The sequence below is a fragment of the Tabrizicola sp. genome (assembly GCF_030694085.1).
GTDB lineage: Bacteria > Pseudomonadota > Alphaproteobacteria > Rhodobacterales > Rhodobacteraceae > Tabrizicola.
Window position 1 is genome coordinate 126,060 of the sequence record NZ_JAUXZE010000039.1, and the last position, 16,576, is coordinate 142,635.

The window sequence follows — 16,576 nt, forward strand, 5'->3', positions numbered from 1 at the left end:
ACCTATGACCCAAGCGCCCGAAATGCCAGAGGCCGAACCTGCGGGACAGGTGGCGGATGCGCCGAAGGCAAACTGGGTGGACCTTTACGCTCCGCTCGCGGCACGGCCCTATCTGCGACTTTCGCGCGCGGACCGGCCGATCGGGACCTGGCTTTTGCTGATCCCCTGTCTGTGGGCGATTGCGCTGGCGGGGGGCGTCAGCGGGTTCCGGGGCTGGGACATGTGGCTGGTGCTGTCCTGCGGTTTGGGGGCGTTCCTGATGCGGGGGGCGGGCTGCACCTGGAACGACGTCACCGACCGCGACATTGACGCCCAGGTGGCGCGGACGCGGTCGCGGCCCTTGCCCTCGGGTCAGGTAACGGTGCGGGGGGCGCTGGTCTGGATGGTGGTGCAGGCGTTGGCGGCGGCGGTCATTCTGTTCACTTACAACTGGCTGGCGGTTGGGCTGGGTGTCGCCTCGCTGGCGCTTGTAGCGGTCTACCCGTTCGCCAAGCGGTTCACCTGGTGGCCGCAGGTGTTTCTGGGGCTGGCGTTCAACTGGGGCGCGCTTCTGGCATGGGCGGCCCATGCGGGGACGGTGCCCCCGGCGGCGGTGGCGCTTTATGCGGCGGGGATTGCCTGGACCCTCTACTACGACACGATCTACGCGCATCAGGACCGCGAGGATGATGCGCTGATCGGGGTGAAGTCGACGGCCCGGCTTTTTGGCGACAACAGCCGGGGTTGGCTTTGGGGCTTTGCCGCGCTGACACTGGTCCTGTTCGGCGCGGCCGTGGTGCTGGCCCATGCCGAAGCGCAGCGGCCGCTGGCCTTCGTCGTGGCGCTGGGGGGCGTCTGGGCAATGGGCTGGCACATCGGCTGGCAGATGCGGCGGCTGGACCTGGACGACCCGGCGTCGTGCCTGCAAGTGTTCCGGGCCAACCGGGATGCCGGGCTGATCCCCGTGCCGTTTCTTGCCGCCGCCGCATGGCTTGGTTGAACAGCCGCGCCCAAACCCCTAGGAAGCACGGGCGTCCCGAGTCTCCCGGAAGGTCCTTTTGCTGTCGCGCCTTGCCAAGCTGTCCTCGACCACCCTTGCGTTGCTGGCTTTCGTGCTGGCGGCGGGCGTCATGATCTCGGTCGCCTACGGGGCGGCTCTGGTGATCGAATCGCGGACCCAGAAGGTGGTGACGACCCGGTTGACCGAAGCCGGAATCACGTGGATCACTGTGGCCACCGACGGCTTGCAGGTCCGCCTGACCGGCACCGCCCCGCGTGAGGCCGACCGCTTTCGCGCGGTGAACATGGTGGGCGCGCTGATCGACACCTCGCGCATCCGCGACGGGCTTGACGTGACCCCGGCCTCGGCCATCGAAGCGCCAAAGTTCTCGGTCGAGATGCTGCGCACCGAGGATGAGGTCCAGCTGAGCGGCCTGATCCCCGAGAACCCCGGCGAGGGGGGGCTGACCGAAGCGGCGCTGTCCGAGGCGGCAGCGGCCTTGGCGCAGGGCACCGAACTGCCGGACATGCTGGAGACGGCGGATTATCCCGCACCGGAAGCCTGGAACGAGGCGTTGGCCTTCGGGCTGCAGGCGCTGGAGCGGCTGGAGTTGTCGAAAGTTTCGGTCACGGCGGACCGGGTCGAGGTCAAGGCCATTACCGACAGCGCCGAGGAAAAGCGGCGCCTGGAGACCGAGCTGCGCGGGCTGGCACCGGCAAAGGTCCAGCTGGTGCTGGACATATCGGCCCCGCGTCCGGTCATCACCCCTTTCACCCTGCGCTTCGTCAGGGATGCCGAGGGCGCGCGCTTCGACAGCTGTTCCGCCGACACGGACCGCGCGCGGTCGCAGATCCTGCGCACGGCGGCGACGGCGGGGGTCGAGGGGTCGTCCGTCTGCCAGGTCGGCCTTGGCACGCCGACCCCCCGCTGGGCCGAGGCGGTGGGACTGGGGATACGGGCGGTGACGGAACTGGGGTCGGGGTCGATCACCTTCTCGGACGCAGATGTCACCTTGCTTGCGGGCAGCGACGTGCCGCAGGCGACCTTCGACAAGGTGGTGGGCGAGCTGGAGACCGGGTTGCCGGATGTCTTCTCGCTGACCTCGACGCTGGAAAAGAAGGCAACCGCGACCCAGGGCCCGGCCGAGTTCACCGCCACCCTGAGCGAGACCGGACGGGTGGAGCTGCGCGGGCGGCTGACCGACGAGATGCAGCGCCAGGCAGTCGATGCCTTTGCCAGGTCGGCCTTTTCCGGCGCCCAGGTCCTGACCGCGACGCGACTGGACGAGACGCTGCCCGATGGCTGGCCGGTCCGGGTGCTGGCGGGGCTGAAGGCGCTTTCCGAGGTCGAGCATGGCAAGCTTCTGGTCCGGGCCGACCTCGTCGAAGTCACGGGGGTCACCGGCTCTACGGCGACGCGGGGCCGGATCACCCAGATCCTGTCGGACGAGTTGGGCCAGGGCCAGACCTTCCGCGTCAATGTCCGCTATGACGAGGCGCTGGACCCCCTGGCCGCGCTGCCGACGCCCGAGGAATGTGCCGCCGATGTGAACACCGTCATCGCGCGGACGAAGATCACTTTCACCCCAGCGTCCGCCGAGATCGCCACCACCGCGCGACCCGTTCTGGACGAACTGGCCGCCATTCTGTCGAACTGCCCCCCGATGCAGATGGAGATCGGCGGCCATACCGATTCCCAAGGGTCGGAAGGCGGCAACCAGGCACTTAGCCAGGCAAGGGCCGAGGCGGTGCTCCTGGCCTTGCAGGGACGTCGGGTCGACGTTTCCGGCATGACCGCCTTGGGCTACGGCGAGACGCAACCGATTGCCGAAAACCAGACGGAATCGGGCCGCGAGGCGAACCGGCGGATTGAATTCGTACTACAAGGCGTGCCGCAGGCGGCCGAAGTTCCTGCCTCGGGCGAGGCCCAGACCGCGGCGCCTGAGGCTGCCGTGGCGGATGCTGCCCCGGCGGAGGCTATCGCAACGCAGACCCCTGTGGCGGCGGCTCCGGCGGAAAACGCCGGGCCGGTTGCGACGGCCGGAGGTCCCGATTTCTCGGCTGACACCAGCCCCTCGGTTGCGCCGACCGAAAAGACCATCGCGCCGAAACCGCGCCCCGAAGGGCTGAAGGCTGAAGAATGAACCGCACAGAATTCGTCGTCGCCACCGCAATCATCCTTCTGGTCGCCTTCGCCATGGGCTGGTTCACCCACTGGCTTTTGCACCGCTTCACCCGGGTCCAGGGCGGCGACATGGCCGAAATGGACAAGCTGGCACAGTCGCTGCACGAGGCCGAAGAACTGCGTGATCAGGCGCTGGCCTATCTGGAACAGCGCGAAGCCGAACTGATGAATCATATCAGCCAGACCGAGGCCGAGCTGAAGGCCGCGATGGAAGGCCTGCGCGAGGCCCGGCACGAGGCCGAGGAGATGCGCGCCTATATCGAGCGGATGCACGCGAACGGCTAGGCGCTTCGTTCGGGCGGGGGCCAAATTCCTTCGAAGGAATTTGCAGAACTTTTCGAAAAGTTTTGCGCATCTGTCCAGCCACTGGCGGGTTTGATCGGACTCTGGCCTGATCCGGCCCGGAAAACTGGACATCCCACCCCTCGCATGGCAGGCCTTTCGCTAACAAATGGAGGCCCCAATGCTCGATTCCGTGACCGACCTCGCGTCGCTGCTGAAAGACCCTTCGCTGCTGGTAACCAAGTCCTACGTGGCGGGTGAGTGGACCCTTGCCGATGACGGCTCGACCTTCCCGGTGACCAACCCGGCGCGTGGCGACGTGATCTGCCAGCTGCCGAACCTTGGACGGGCCGAGGCCGCCCGCGCAATCAGGGCGGCCCATGCGGCGCACTGGGAATGGGCGAAGCGGACGGCGAAGGAACGCGCGCAGGTGATGCGCAAGTGGTTCGACCTGTGCATGGCCAACCAGGACGATCTGGCGACCATCCTGACCGCCGAGATGGGCAAGCCGCTGGCCGAAGCGAAGGGCGAAATTGCCTATGGCTCGTCCTACATCGAATTCTATGGCGAAGAAGCCAAGCGCACCTACGGCGAAATCATCCCCGGCCACCAGCGCGACAAGCGCATCCAGGTCCTGAAGCAGCCGATCGGGGTGGCCGCCTCGATCACGCCATGGAATTTTCCGAACGCGATGATCGCGCGGAAAGTGGCCCCTGCCCTTGCGGCGGGCTGCGGGTTCGTGGCGCGTCCGGCGGCGGAGACGCCGCTGTCGGCCTTGGCTTTGGCGGTTCTGGCGGAACGCGCAGGGGTTCCGGCGGGGCTGTTCTCGGTCATCACCTCGAAGCGGTCGTCGGACATCGGCAAAGAGTTCTGCGAGAACCCGCTGATCCGCAAGCTGACCTTCACCGGGTCGACCGAGGTGGGTCGCATCTTGCTGAAACAGGCGGCGGACCAGATCCTGAAATGCTCGATGGAGCTGGGCGGCAACGCGCCCTTCATCGTCTTCGACGACGCCGATCTGGACGCGGCGGTCGAGGGCGCGATGATCTCCAAGTTCCGCAACAACGGCCAGACCTGCGTCTGCGCCAACCGGATCTATGTGCAGGCCGGGGTCTATGACGCCTTCGCGGCGAAGCTGGCCGTCGCGGTCGAGAAGCTGGCCATCGGCGACGGGCTGAAAGCGGGCGTCACCACCGGCCCGCTGATCAACGCGGATGCAGTGGACAAGGTCGAGGAGCATATCGCCGACGTCGTGGCGGGCGGTGGCAAGATCGTTACCGGCGGCAAGCGGCATGAATTGGGCGGGACCTTCTTCCAGCCGACCGTCGTGACGGGCGTGACGCCCGACATGAAGGTCGCCAACGAGGAGACCTTCGGCCCGCTCGCGCCCCTTTTCAAGTTCGAGACCGAGGACGAGGTGATCGAGCTGGCGAACGCCACGATCTTCGGGCTGGCATCCTACTTCTATGCCCGCGACATCGGGCGGATCACCCGGGTCCAGGAGGCGCTGGAATACGGGATGGTGGGCGTGAACACCGGGTTGATCTCGAACGAGATGGCGCCTTTTGGCGGGGTGAAACAGTCGGGCCTGGGCCGCGAAGGATCACGTCATGGGCTGGATGACTACATGGAGCTGAAATACATCTGCCTGTCGATCTGACGGGTCGGAATTTGCACAAAGGGCGGCCTTCGGGTCGCCCTTTTTCATGTTCTGTGCATTTCGGCAGTCCGGTCCCGCAGGTCAGGGCCTCTGGCAGGGTGGGTGGGGATGCATTAGCTATGATGCCGATCCGCAACCCGAAGGGCTAACCGATGTCTGACGACTACACCCCGCCGAAGGTCTGGAAATGGGAGCAGCCCTCGGGCGGCGCTTTCGCCAACATCAACCGCCCCGTCGCGGGTGCGACGCATGACAAGGCGCTGCCGGTCGGCCAACACCCGTTGCAGCTTTACTCGCTGGCGACGCCGAACGGGGTCAAGGTTACGATCCTGCTGGAGGAGTTGCTGGACGCGGGCCATGACGCGGACTACGACGCCTGGCTGATCGACATCGGCAAGGGCGATCAGTTCGGGTCGGGCTTCGTCGAGGTGAACCCGAACTCGAAGATCCCGGCGCTGATGGATCATGGGAACGGGCAACGCGTGTTCGAGAGCGCGTCGATCATGCTGTATCTGGCCGAGAAGTTCGGCGGCGCGTTCATCCCGAAGGATGCCTCGCAGCGGACCGAGATGTTCAGCTGGCTCTTCTGGCAGATGGGGTCCGCGCCCTTTGTGGGCGGCGGCTTCGGCCATTTCTACGCCTATGCCCCGGTGAAGATCGAATACGCAATCAACCGCTACGCGATGGAGACAAAGCGGCAGTTGGACGTGCTGGACCAGCATCTGGCGACGCATGAGTGGATGGCGGGGGACTACTCGCTGGCCGACATGGCGATCTATGCCTGGTATGGAAACCTGGTGCTGGGGCGGGCCTACAATGCCGCCGAGTTCCTGGACGTGACCAGCTACAAGCATGTGGTGGCCTGGGCGCAGCGCATCGACGCGCGGCCGGGAGTGGTGCGCGGCCGGAAGGTCAACCGCTCATGGGGCGAGGATTGGGAGAAGCTGCCGGAGCGTCACTCGGCGGCGGATTTCGACGCGCTGCCGAAAGCGCCCTGATCCTGTGACAGGACGGATTGAGCCAGCCCGGGCCTTGGCCTAGGCTGGATTTTACATGTCTGGGGAGTGGGGCCATGTCCAACCGTATCGCCGTCGTCACCGGAGCTGCCGGGGGCTTGGGGCGGGCCTTCGTCGACCGTCTGCTGGCCGACGGGCTGACCGTCGTAGGCGTGGACATCGACGGCGCGGCGCTGTTGGGGATGGGGGCGGACCGCGAGGGGTTCGTGGCCGAGGCGGTGGACCTGACCGACGCAGAGGCCATCTCCGATCTGTTTGACCGGCTGACCGCGCGGTTCGGAGGCGTGGACGCCTTGGTGAACAACGCCGGGACCTGCTTCATGTCGGACTTCCCGGACATTCCGGCGAGCGAGTTGGACCGGCAGATGGCGATCAACTTCTCCTCGGCCTTCCATTGCTGCCAGGGCGCGGTGAAGGCGATGGCGGGTCGGCCGGGGGTGCGGAAGATCGTCAACATCTCGTCCAATGGCGCCTACAACTTCGACGTCTTCGACCCGCCGCATTACCGCGCCTCGAAAGCGGCGATGGACACGCTGACCAAGGACCTCGCCCGCCGTTACGCGCGGGAGAAGATCGCGGTGAACTCGATTGCCCCGGCGATGACCGAGACGCCCTTGTTCAACGTGCTGACCGAAGAGGTGCTGGCGCGTGCGATCAGCGCGATGCCGCATGGGCGGGCGATGCAGCCGGAGGAGATTGCGAACTGGGTGGGGTTCCTGATCTCGCCCGCAGGAGACGTGTCTTCGGGGAACGTCATCATCCTGAACCAGGGGCGCGACGTGCGATGAGGCGGCCAAATTCCTTGAGCAAGGAATTTGCCAAGAATTTTACTTGAAATTCTTGGGGTCAGGAGAGAGAGCCGATGAAGGTCACAATCCACAAACTGTTCGAATATTTCATCGAAACGGCCGCCGCCGAGCCGCCGGAGTGTTTCATCGGGTTCTCTTTTGCCCGCCCCCCTCGGCTGAAGGACTTTCTTGCTGACCTTGACCCGGAACTCTCGCTGGACTGGAACGGGGCAAGTTTCCTTGGACTACCCGCGCTGCGCAACCGGGTGCTGGATCAGGCCGGTCTCTCGGATCTCTCGCCCGACGATGTGCTGATTACGGCAGGAACGGCGGAAGCAAACTATCTTCTGTTCCGGCAGCTGCTAGCCTCGGGCGACGAGATCATCACCGAGACCCCCGGTTGGCCACAGGCCGGAAACATTGCGAAATCCATCGGCGCGCGGCTGGTGGAAGTTCCGCGCGATGAGAGCCAGGGGTGGCACCTGGATCCGCAGGCGGTGGCCCGCGCGATCACGCCCCGGACGCGGATGATCTTTCTGACCAACCCGAACAACCCGACGGGGCGGCTGATCCCGGAAAGCGATCTGCGCGCTTTGGCCGATCTGGCGGAAAGGCACGGCATCTGGCTGGTGGTGGACGAGGTCTATGCCGGGCTGGAATGGGTCGGGCACCGGATGCCCTCTGTCGCCGGGATGACGCGGTTCGGGATCACCACGGGGTCGGTGTCAAAGGCGCTGGGGCTGCAAGGGCTGCGGACCGGCTGGATGATCTGCCAAAGCCCGCAGGTGATCTGCGACGCGATGATCCTGCGCGAGAACGGGTCCGAAATCATGAACATCCTGGGCGAGCATATCGCCGAGGTGGCATTGCGCCCGGACCGGCTTGCAGGTTCTCTTGCCCAGGCGCGGAAAGACGGGGCCGCAACGCTGGACCGGCTGGAGGCCTTTGTGGATGGACAGGCCCGGCTTGGCTGGCACCGGCCCGAGGCGGGACTGATCGGCTTGGCGCGGGTCGAGGGAACGGACGGCGAATCGCTGGCGCGCGCGCTGTTGCAGCCCCCTTACCGGACGTTCCTGCTGCCTGGATCGGCCTACGGGTTGCCGCAGCATGTCCGCATTGGAGCGGGTGGAGGACCGGAAGCGCGGTTGGAGGAAGGTTTAGGACGGCTTTCCGCGCTGCTTTGCAGCGGACAAATCTGACCTAACAAACTGAGAACAATAGAGTTATCCGATAACATTCCGACGTTTTCCCCTAACGTGCGGCTGATTTTGCCTAGCGTGGCCCCGGTGCCCATAACCAGTGGCATCGAACCCCGGACTGCCCGGGAGACCACGAAAGGACACGACATGCTGCTCTCTGTCATGAACGCCAAGACCACCGTGATCGCCGGCCTGACCGCGCTGACCATCGCCGCCGTTCCCGCCACGCCGGCGCAGGCCTGGGGCGAGAAGGAACAAGGCTTCGTCGCCGGTGTCGCCACGGCGGTGATCGTCGACGAGATCCTGAAGAACCGCCGCGCCCGGATGGGGGCCGCCCCTGTCTACGTCGCCCCCGCGCCGACCTATGTCGAACCGCGCCACACCTATGTCGAGCCGCGCACCTACGTCGAGCCGCGCCGCACGACCTCGCTCTACGCCACCCCGGCGGCGCGGGCCTTCCAGAGCTATTCGGCAAGTGAGCGCAAGGCAATCCAGCGCAAGCTGCGCGCCTGGGGCTACTATCGCGGCGGGATCGACGGCGCCTTCGGGCCTGGCACCTACAACGCGATCACCGCCTATGCCCGGGATGAAGGGACGTCACTGTCGTCCACGGCCAAGGCTTATGGCGTCTACGACGGGCTGCTGTTCTAGTCCCCACGGTCCGTCGCCTGCTCCGGCCCGGGTGCTCCCCCGCCCGGGCCGGAGATCAATTGGCAGGTCGATATCGGCCGGGTCTGCAAAGGGCTAGGTCTGTTCGCGGGTTGGTCTATTCGGGGGAGAGGTCCCAGGAGAACCAGGTGGCATCGCGCAGGGTCCGGGCGTCAGCGATGATTGCCGCTGCCTGATCCGGTGGGACTGCGCGGGCCTTGGGCGCATAGCTCCAGTGCAGGACCATGTTGCCGCCGTCGCTGACCTTCGCAGCAAGGCTGAAGTCGAAGGCGGGATTGCTGATCGTCACCGGGTCGGGTGCGATGAACTCGATCGGGGCATTGCGGACGCGGACTTCATGCGTGACGACCCAGGGGCCGCCGACATAAAGCGGCAGGCGGCGTGGGGCGAGGATGCGGTCGGGGAAAGTTTCGGCCATACCTTCGGGAGCAAAGGCGAAGTCCTGGCGCAGACCGTTCCGGTCCAGAGCCGGATAGGGCAGGAAGTAGCTTTCCGTTACCGTCACCTGGTTTGCTTCCCGGTCATCCTGCATGTTGGGAGCTTGGGCCATCCGCAGGCCGGGGTAGCGGCCGTCGTAGAAGTCCAGGAAGTCGCGCCCGATCTGCGAGACGGGTGTGGTCGCCCAGCGTGACCGCGCCGCATCTGCAGACCCACTTCGGTGGCGGGTCTCGACCTTAAGCAGCACGCCGAAAGGCGAGAAGACGAAGTCCTCGCGCACCTCTTGTCTTGCGCCCAGGTGCCGGTTGGTGTGACCTCCATTCGTTCCAGCGATGCGGGGCCGCCGGTCACCGCAAGCGCATAGCCGTAGTCAGGCATCGTCGCGGTGCCAAGGCCTCCGGCCTGATGTGCGCCGGTCGGGTCCATCCACACGGCGTGGCCGTCCAGGGTGGCGCGCAGGATCATGTGGTCGAAAACGTAAGGCGTAGGCGGTTCGTCGGGCAGGCCGTAGCCCGCATCAAGGTCAGTCAGCGCCACGGCGGCTTCGATCCCGAGACGGGAGAGGATGACGCGGAGGAGAAGCGACTTGTCCTTGCAGTCGCCGAAGCCCGACGCGATCACCGCGTCCGGCGGGCGAGCGAAATAGCCGCCCGCCCCCACCGACAGCGAGACATAGCGCAGTTCGTCCTGCACCAGGCGGAGGGCGGCATAGGCGCGGGTCGCGGGCGTGGCGTGGTCGCGGGCGATGGCATCGACCTTCGCCTCCCAGTCTGGCGGCAGGGGGTAGTCGCGGGTATAATGCGGGGCCAGGGCCCGGGTCAGAGGCGTCCAGTCGCGGGTGTCCGAAAAGCGCAGAAGCGCGTCCTCGATTACCTCATTCGGCACCAGTTCTTCCTCGATGGGCGGGATGTGATTTGCCCGTCGCCATTCGTGGCGGAGTGTGCCATCGCCCAGATCCGTGGTGCTGTAGCTTACCCGGTCGGGCATGGGACCAAGCGCGAGCGGCAGGTCCCGGGGCCAGGTCAGCAGTGTGCGGGACAGAACGACAGGCGTCGACCACTCCAGCCAGGACGAGCCGCTGCGTTCGGCTCCGCCGACAAGGGGGCGGCTTTCCAGAAGCGTGGCCTGGTCCAGAACGTCCCCCACCCGCAGGTCGACGACTTGCACCACGGCAGTCAGAGTGCCGTCGATGACCCCCTCATCCAGCCGCGTCTCGCGCCGATACACCTGCGGATCGACCGAGGCCTTAAGGTCGATGACCTGACCACCCCGGTGGATCATCAGACGGGTCAGGCTTGCGGTCTCGTGCGTGGGGTCGAAGTCCAGCTGGATCGTCGCCAGTTCCTCCAGCCCCGCGCGGTCGGTCACTTCGGCAACGACGCGGTTCCAGGACTGCTTCACCTCGCCTTCCCAGCGGAGCTGGTGGTCGGAGAGGAGGAAGAACTGCCCACCCTCGACCTCGGTGCGCAGGGCGACGTCGCCTTCGGGGATCGGGATGATGTCGGCCCAGGCGGGATCTTCGGCCAAGCCAAGGGTCTGGGCAAGGGTCGGGACGACAAGTGACGGGGCGCAAAGGCAGACGGCCAGAACCAGGGAAACAAGACGCATCGGGAATCCCGGAGGGATGAATTTCGGGCAGGCTAGCGGGCGGGCGCGACGTTGCAAAGGATTTCCCGATGCAGGTTTTCCTGACCGGGCCCAAGGATTGCCGTTCGGCGCGCGTCCTGTGTAAGTGATGCTGATGGATACGCCCGACGAAATGCTGGCCAACGCTGCTGCCCAGGGCGACCGGGCGGCTTTTGCGACGTTGGTCGGGCGTCACTACGACCGGATACATGGACTGGCCTGGCGGCTGACCGGATCGAAGGCCGAGGCCGAGGACCTGACGCAGGACATCTGCGCAGCGCTCCCGTCAAAGCTGCGGAACTGGCGGGGCGAAGCCAAGTTCACCACCTGGCTCTACCGCGTGGTAGTGAACGCGGCGCATGACCTGCGGCGTCGGCAGCAGACCCGAGCACGTGCTTCGCAAGGCTGGGGCGACTGGGAACTGGCGCGGCAGGACGAGATTGCGGTGCAGGCCGAAGCCGCCGACTGGCTGGCGCAGGCGATGACGCAGCTGTCGCCCGAGTTGCGCGATACGGTCGCCTTGGTGCTGGGCGAGGAAATGACCCAGGCAGAAGCGGGGGTTGTGCTGGGCGTCAGTGAGGGGACAATCGCCTGGCGGATGAGCGAAGTGAAGAAACGCCTGCGGGCCATGGCAAAGGAGGACGCGAAATGAGTGACGATCTCGACGACCTCCGCCGGGCCTTGAAGGCCGTGCCCGCCCCGGATGGGGAGGCGAAGGCGCGGGCGATGGCCCTTGCGATGGAAAATTTTGAGCGACTGAACGACCCGCTCCAAGGATCGACGGACCCGGCCCGTTCCAGTGAGGACCGCCAAGGAGCGGCCCCCCTGAACGGAGTACGTCGCATGTTCCACTATTTGACCTCCCGCCCTGCCCTTGCTGCAACCACCTCGGTCGCGGCGCTGCTCATCGGTGTTGCGGTGATCTTGCCGGTGGCCGATCTGCGGATCGGCAAGCCGACCGTGGTCGTCGAGACCAGGGAAGCTCCGGTCCTCCAGAATTCCGAACCCGCAGCAACGTCTGATGCCGCTCCGGCAACGACATCCGCCCCCTTGGGCGGCGAAGGCGCTGCGCTGACCGAAGAAGCGGAGACCCAGGGCGCGCCAGAGACTGCCCAGGTTCCCGGGGCCAAGGTCGCTGCAGACAACCTGGCCCGGACAGCGGAAAGTGACGCGGCCTCATCCGTCACAGGGGCAGAACCACTGGTCGAAGCCCCGATGGCCGAAATGGAAGCCCTGCCCGTGTCGCCCGTGGTGGGTCTGGCGGACACCGAGATGCGGCTGCGGACCGAGGCCCCAGCGGCGGGGCTTACGGGCTACGTTGCAGCCCCGGACGCCTTTCCCACCCCGGTCGAGAACACCGAGGCCTATTCCAACGAAGCCCCGAACCCGGTAAAGGTGACGGCAGAGGAGCCGGTCTCGACCTTCTCGATCGACGTGGATACCGCGTCCTATGCCGTGGTGCGGTCCTCCCTTACCGGGGGCACTCTGCCGACGCCCGATCAGGTGCGGATCGAGGAGATGGTGAACTATTTCCCCTATGCCTATGCGGCGCCCGAGGGGGACGCGGCCTTTGCCTCGACCGTTTCGGTGATGCCGACGCCGTGGAATCCCGGCACTCGGCTGGTGACCATCGGCATCCAGGGGGCGCTGCCCGAGGTGGCCGCGCGGCCGCCCTTGAACCTGGTGTTCCTGATCGACACCTCGGGGTCGATGGAGGATGCCAACAAGCTGCCGCTGCTGAAGCAGTCGCTGTCGCTGATGCTGTCGGAACTGCGGCCCGAGGATCAGGTGTCCATCGTGACCTATGCCGGGTCGGCGGGGGTGGTGCTGCCTCCGGTGCAGGCTGCCGACCGCGCTGCGATCCTGTCCGCGCTGGAGAATCTGGCGGCGGGCGGGTCCACGGCGGGGGCCGAGGGGCTGGCGCTGGCCTATCAGGTGGCCGAGGGGATGAAGGCCGAGGGCGAGGTCACGCGGATCCTGCTGGCAACGGATGGCGACTTCAACGTCGGCGTCTCGGACCCCGACGGGCTGGAGGCCTATGTCGCGAAGAAGCGCGAGACGGGGACCTATCTGTCGGTCCTTGGCTTCGGGCGCGGGAACCTGGACGATGCGGTGATGCAGGCGCTGGCGCAGAACGGGAACGGCCAGGCTGCCTATATCGACACTTTGTCCGAGGCGCGGAAGGTGCTGGTGGACCAGTTGACCGGGGCGCTGTTCCCCATCGCGGATGATGTGAAGATCCAGGTGGAATGGAGCCCCGCCACCGTCGCCGAATACCGGCTGATCGGCTATGAGACCCGCGCCCTGCGGCGTGAGGATTTCAACAACGACAAGGTGGACGCGGGCGAGATCGGCGCCGGGACGCAGGTCACCGCGATCTACGAGGTGACGGCGCCGGGGTCGGATGCGTTGCTGAACGATCCCCTGCGCTACGGGTCGGCTGCTGCCACCGAAGGCTCGGACGGAGAGTTGGGCTTCCTGCGGCTGCGCTGGAAGGCTCCGGGTGAGGCGGTCTCCACGCTGGTCGAGACGCCGATCACCGGGACGGAAGGGGCCAGCGCCGAGACGCGGTTTGCTGCGGCTGTGGCGGGGTTCGGGCAGCTGTTGCAAGGGTCGGTCTACCTGGGTGACTGGGGCTGGGATCAGGCGATCGAGCTGGCGGTCCAGAACCGGGGCGAAGATGCCTTTGGCTACCGGATCGAGGCGGTGACCCTGATGCGGCTGGCGCAAAGCCTGTCGCAGTAGGGCGGCTGCTCCTCGTTCGACTTCGTCTCCTCGTCGCGGGGCTTAAGCGACGAGGGACGCAGTCCCCGAGGAGCGGTCAGTCCAACGCGCGGGAGAGGTCGGCGATCAGGTCGGCAGGGTCTTCAAGGCCGACGGACAGCCGGAACACCCCCTCGCCCGCCCAATCCTGCCAACGTTGCAGCGCAGCGCCCTCCATGCGGAAGGTGCTGCGCTGGATTTCCTCGGTCCCGATGTGGACGCAGATCGACCGCTGGTGGCCCAGCGAGAAGGCGTAGTGGATGATGCGAAAGCGGTCGGCCATGCGGCGGGCAACCTCGGCCGGGGCCGCGCGGGTCTGAAACGCGATCATCGCGCCGCCAAGGGTCGTCTGGCGTTGGGCGAGGTCGCGTTGCGGGTGGTCCGTCGCGCCCGGCCAGGTGACGCGGGCGACGGCGGGGTGTTTCGTAAGCCAGTCCGCCAGCACGCCCGCCGTGTCGCAAGCCATGCGCAGCCGGGGGAACAGCGTGTCGAGGCCGCGCAGGATCAGCCAGGCGTTCTGGGCCGACAGGCTGGCGCCAAGATAGACCCCGGCACGCGAGCGGATGCGGGAGACCAGCTTGCGGCGGCCGATCACCGCGCCCCCAAGCGCATCGCCGTGGCCGTTCATGAATTTGGTCAGGGAATGGATCACCAGATCGACGCCATGGTCGAGCGGGCGGGTGATGACGGGCGTTGCCAGAGTGCTGTCCACCGAGAGGAGGACCCCGGCCTTGCGGGCGATGGCCGACAGGGCGGCAAGGTCGGTCAGGCGCAGGATCGGGTTGCAGGGGGTTTCGGCGTGGATCAGCCGCGTCGTCGGGCGCAGGGCGGCACGGACGGCAGCGGGATCGGTCAGGTCGCAGGGGGTGACGCTGACGCCAAGGTCGGGGAGGATGCGGGTGGCAAGCTCGTAGACCCCGGCGTAGCAGACTTCCGAGACGATCAGGTGGTCCCCGGCCTTCAGGAGCGTCAGGAACACTGCAGCGGCAGCGGCGACGCCGGTGGCTGTGGCCAGCGCATCCTCGCCCCCTTCAAGGCCCGCGAGCCGTTCCTCCAGCGCGCGGACAGTGGGGTTGGTCCAGCGGGCGTAAAGGAAGGGCTGTTCGGTCAGGTCGGCCCCGTCGGCGGAAAACCCTGCGGATCCCGGGGTAAAGGTGTTGTTCACCGAGGCGACAAGGTTCGGCGCAATGGCCCCGGTCACCGGGTCGGGCCGAAGTCCCGCGTCCAGCGCGCGGGTTGCGGGGGCCATCTCGGCGGCGGGGGTTGCTGGGGTTCTGCTGACTGGGTCTGACATGCGCGGCCTTTGCTTTCGCCCCTTCATCGGCTGCGAGCGCGCCCCGTGCAAGCTGCAATACCCCGGACGGCGCCAGCGTGCAGCGGCAACTGGCAAGCGGATCGAACCGGCGGACCGCGAAAGCAGCGCCCCCGGCTTTCTTTTGCTTTGCGGGGCAAGCGGCGTATCCTTCGCCCATGCCGCACGCGATCGGACCCCTGCTGTTTGACCCCGCCCAGCGCACCCTGACGCGCGATGGCGTGGCGGTGGAACTGGGGCAGAGGGCGGCGGACCTGCTCGTCGCCCTCATGGACGCGAAGGGGGCCCCGGTCCCGAAAGCGGACCTTATGGATCGGGTCTGGCCGGGATCGGTGGTCGAGGAAGGCAATCTGACCGTCCAGATCGCCAACCTGCGCAAGCTGATGGGGACCGATGCGAAGGGGCGGGACTGGATCGTCACCGTGCCGCGTCTGGGCTACCGGCTGGTCGTTCCCGACGGCCCCGCCCCCGGACCTGTCGGCACTACCCGACCCGTCATCGCCGCGCTGCCGTTCCAGAACCTGTCGGGTGACGTGGATTCCGACTATTTCGCCGATGGCGTGGTGGCCGACATCCTTGCCGCGCTCAGCCGCTTTGGCAAACTGGCCGTGGTGTCGCGAAGTTCGTCCTTTGTCTACAAGGGCCGGTCGCAGGAGTCCCGCAGCGTCGCGGCAGAGCTTGGGGCGGGCTACCTGCTGGAGGGATCGGTGCGCCGGGCCGGTGCCCGGTTGCGGATCACCGCTCAACTGGTCGAGGGAGCGACCGGCGTCAGCCTCTGGACCGAGCGGTTCGATGGCGATCTTGCGGAGGTCTTCGATTTTCAGGACCGCATCACGGAACGGGTGGCAACGCTTGTCGCCCCGGCGATCGAAGCGACCGAGCTGGCGCAGTCGCGGCAAAGCCGGCCCGAAAGCATCCTGACCTATGACATCCTCTTGCGCGCCAAGGCCTTCCTCGACGACGAGACCGAAGCGGGCAATCGCGCCGCGCATGACCTGCTGGAAAAGGCGCTGCAGCAAGAGCCGCACAATCCGCAGATCCTTGGCCACATCGTCTGGGCGCTGGAACATCGCTGCGCGATGGGCTGGCCGCTGATCCATCCCGACGACGTGCAGCGCTGTGTCGATTATGCCCGGCGCGGGATCCAGCATGCGGCGGGCGATGCGCGGGTTCTGGGGCAATGCGCCATCGCACTGATCCAGCCCGGGCGGGATTATGAGGCTGGCATGGCCGTCATCGAACAGGCGGCCCGCGCGAACCCGAACGACATTTATGTCCTGCAGGTGGCCGGGGTCATGCACGCGCATAGCGGCGACCTGGACACCGCCTTGCACTACTTTGACCGGGCGCTGCGGCGCGGGCTGGCGGACAGTTCGATCCGCTTTGCCCTGACGGGGTCGGCCCATGTCCATATCCTGAAGGGCAATCACTCTGTTGCGCTGGGCTTTGCCTCGCGGTCGCTGGCCCTGAACGACCGCTTTGATGCGACCTACTGGATGCTGATCGCCGGGCACGCCCATCTTGGGCAGATCGACAAGGCCCGCGACTGGCTGCGCGCGCTGCTGACGATTGCGCCGCACGTCAGTCTTGCGCGACGCCAGCACGCAAAAGCGAAAAAGCCCGGGCGCATGGCCCGGGCTTTTCCACATGGATGACGGCG

14 protein-coding genes are annotated in these 16,576 nt (G+C 66.6%); 11 read left to right on the plus strand and 3 right to left on the minus strand.

From position 1 onward, the window contains the following. Positions 1–4 precede the first annotated feature (4 nt). From ubiA to Q8M85_RS09580, 8 genes are all read left to right on the plus strand, one after another. Positions 5–979: a 4-hydroxybenzoate octaprenyltransferase gene (gene ubiA, locus Q8M85_RS09545; protein WP_305543484.1), complete on the plus strand. Its 975-nt coding sequence runs from the start codon at positions 5–7 to the stop codon at positions 977–979. Between the two features lie 58 nt (positions 980–1,037). Beyond that, on the plus strand, positions 1,038–3,122 hold the full coding sequence (locus Q8M85_RS09550; protein WP_305543486.1) for an OmpA family protein: 2,085 nt from the start codon (positions 1,038–1,040) through the stop codon (positions 3,120–3,122). After that, positions 3,119–3,448, plus strand: a complete 330-nt coding sequence (locus Q8M85_RS09555) for a hypothetical protein (RefSeq protein WP_305543489.1) — start codon at positions 3,119–3,121, stop codon at positions 3,446–3,448. Before Q8M85_RS09550 ends, Q8M85_RS09555 begins: the two co-directional genes overlap by 4 nt. Positions 3,449–3,626: 178 nt before the next feature. Continuing rightward, positions 3,627–5,105, plus strand: coding sequence for an NAD-dependent succinate-semialdehyde dehydrogenase (locus Q8M85_RS09560; protein ID WP_305543492.1), 1,479 nt, complete (start codon positions 3,627–3,629; stop codon positions 5,103–5,105). Positions 5,106–5,257: 152 nt separating this feature from the next. Then, positions 5,258–6,103, plus strand: coding sequence for a glutathione-dependent disulfide-bond oxidoreductase (yghU, locus tag Q8M85_RS09565; protein ID WP_305543495.1), 846 nt, complete (start codon positions 5,258–5,260; stop codon positions 6,101–6,103). A 74-nt stretch (positions 6,104–6,177) separates the two neighbouring features. Then, the gene (locus tag Q8M85_RS09570; RefSeq protein WP_305543498.1) at positions 6,178–6,909 is read left to right on the plus strand and encodes an SDR family NAD(P)-dependent oxidoreductase; all 732 of its coding nucleotides are present in this window, start codon (positions 6,178–6,180) and stop codon (positions 6,907–6,909) included. 74 nt (positions 6,910–6,983) lie between these two features. After that, entirely contained in the window at positions 6,984–8,108 is a 1,125-nt protein-coding gene (locus Q8M85_RS09575; protein ID WP_305543500.1) for a pyridoxal phosphate-dependent aminotransferase, read from the plus strand. Positions 8,109–8,255: 147 nt separating this feature from the next. Then, positions 8,256–8,759, plus strand: coding sequence for a peptidoglycan-binding protein (locus Q8M85_RS09580; protein ID WP_305543505.1), 504 nt, complete (start codon positions 8,256–8,258; stop codon positions 8,757–8,759). Between the two features lie 115 nt (positions 8,760–8,874). Here Q8M85_RS09580 and Q8M85_RS09585 read toward each other — a convergent pair whose 3' ends face one another. Beyond that, entirely contained in the window at positions 8,875–9,309 is a 435-nt protein-coding gene (locus tag Q8M85_RS09585) for a hypothetical protein (RefSeq protein WP_305543508.1), read from the minus strand. Next, positions 9,279–10,823 (minus strand): DUF3857 domain-containing protein, encoded by a 1,545-nt coding sequence (locus tag Q8M85_RS09590; RefSeq protein WP_305543510.1) that lies wholly within the window; start codon positions 10,821–10,823, stop codon positions 9,279–9,281. Before Q8M85_RS09590 ends, Q8M85_RS09585 begins: the two co-directional genes overlap by 31 nt. Before the next feature lie 133 nt (positions 10,824–10,956). Here Q8M85_RS09590 and Q8M85_RS09595 point away from each other — a divergent pair, with 133 nt between their 5' ends. Beyond that, complete coding sequence (locus tag Q8M85_RS09595) at positions 10,957–11,493, plus strand: RNA polymerase sigma factor (protein WP_305543512.1); 537 nt, start codon at positions 10,957–10,959, stop codon at positions 11,491–11,493. Positions 11,494–11,684: 191 nt separating this feature from the next. Further along, the gene (locus Q8M85_RS09600) at positions 11,685–13,586 is read left to right on the plus strand and encodes a von Willebrand factor type A domain-containing protein (RefSeq protein ID WP_371135228.1); all 1,902 of its coding nucleotides are present in this window, start codon (positions 11,685–11,687) and stop codon (positions 13,584–13,586) included. A gap of 76 nt (positions 13,587–13,662) precedes the next feature. On the opposite strand, the gene Q8M85_RS09605 is transcribed toward Q8M85_RS09600, so the two are convergent. Next, positions 13,663–14,898, minus strand: a complete 1,236-nt coding sequence (locus Q8M85_RS09605) for a PLP-dependent aspartate aminotransferase family protein (RefSeq protein WP_305543518.1) — start codon at positions 14,896–14,898, stop codon at positions 13,663–13,665. A gap of 176 nt (positions 14,899–15,074) precedes the next feature. Here Q8M85_RS09605 and Q8M85_RS09610 point away from each other — a divergent pair, with 176 nt between their 5' ends. Beyond that, positions 15,075–16,571 (plus strand): winged helix-turn-helix domain-containing tetratricopeptide repeat protein, encoded by a 1,497-nt coding sequence (locus Q8M85_RS09610; protein ID WP_305543520.1) that lies wholly within the window; start codon positions 15,075–15,077, stop codon positions 16,569–16,571. Positions 16,572–16,576 lie beyond the last annotated feature (5 nt).

Coding starts and splice junctions, on each gene's coding strand:
- Q8M85_RS09575 (WP_305543500.1), top strand. CDS start 6,984: ATGAAGGTCACAATCCACAAACTGTTCGAATATTTCATCGAAACGGCC.
- Q8M85_RS09590 (WP_305543510.1), bottom strand. CDS start 10,823: ATGCGTCTTGTTTCCCTGGTTCTGGCCGTCTGCCTTTGCGCCCCGTCA.
- ubiA (WP_305543484.1), top strand. CDS start 5: ATGACCCAAGCGCCCGAAATGCCAGAGGCCGAACCTGCGGGACAGGTG.
- yghU (WP_305543495.1), top strand. CDS start 5,258: ATGTCTGACGACTACACCCCGCCGAAGGTCTGGAAATGGGAGCAGCCC.
- Q8M85_RS09560 (WP_305543492.1), top strand. CDS start 3,627: ATGCTCGATTCCGTGACCGACCTCGCGTCGCTGCTGAAAGACCCTTCG.
- Q8M85_RS09585 (WP_305543508.1), bottom strand. CDS start 9,309: ATGCAGGATGACCGGGAAGCAAACCAGGTGACGGTAACGGAAAGCTAC.
- Q8M85_RS09605 (WP_305543518.1), bottom strand. CDS start 14,898: ATGTCAGACCCAGTCAGCAGAACCCCAGCAACCCCCGCCGCCGAGATG.
- Q8M85_RS09570 (WP_305543498.1), top strand. CDS start 6,178: ATGTCCAACCGTATCGCCGTCGTCACCGGAGCTGCCGGGGGCTTGGGG.
- Q8M85_RS09600 (WP_371135228.1), top strand. CDS start 11,685: ATGTTCCACTATTTGACCTCCCGCCCTGCCCTTGCTGCAACCACCTCG.
- Q8M85_RS09555 (WP_305543489.1), top strand. CDS start 3,119: ATGAACCGCACAGAATTCGTCGTCGCCACCGCAATCATCCTTCTGGTC.
- Q8M85_RS09580 (WP_305543505.1), top strand. CDS start 8,256: ATGCTGCTCTCTGTCATGAACGCCAAGACCACCGTGATCGCCGGCCTG.
- Q8M85_RS09595 (WP_305543512.1), top strand. CDS start 10,957: ATGGATACGCCCGACGAAATGCTGGCCAACGCTGCTGCCCAGGGCGAC.
- Q8M85_RS09610 (WP_305543520.1), top strand. CDS start 15,075: ATGCCGCACGCGATCGGACCCCTGCTGTTTGACCCCGCCCAGCGCACC.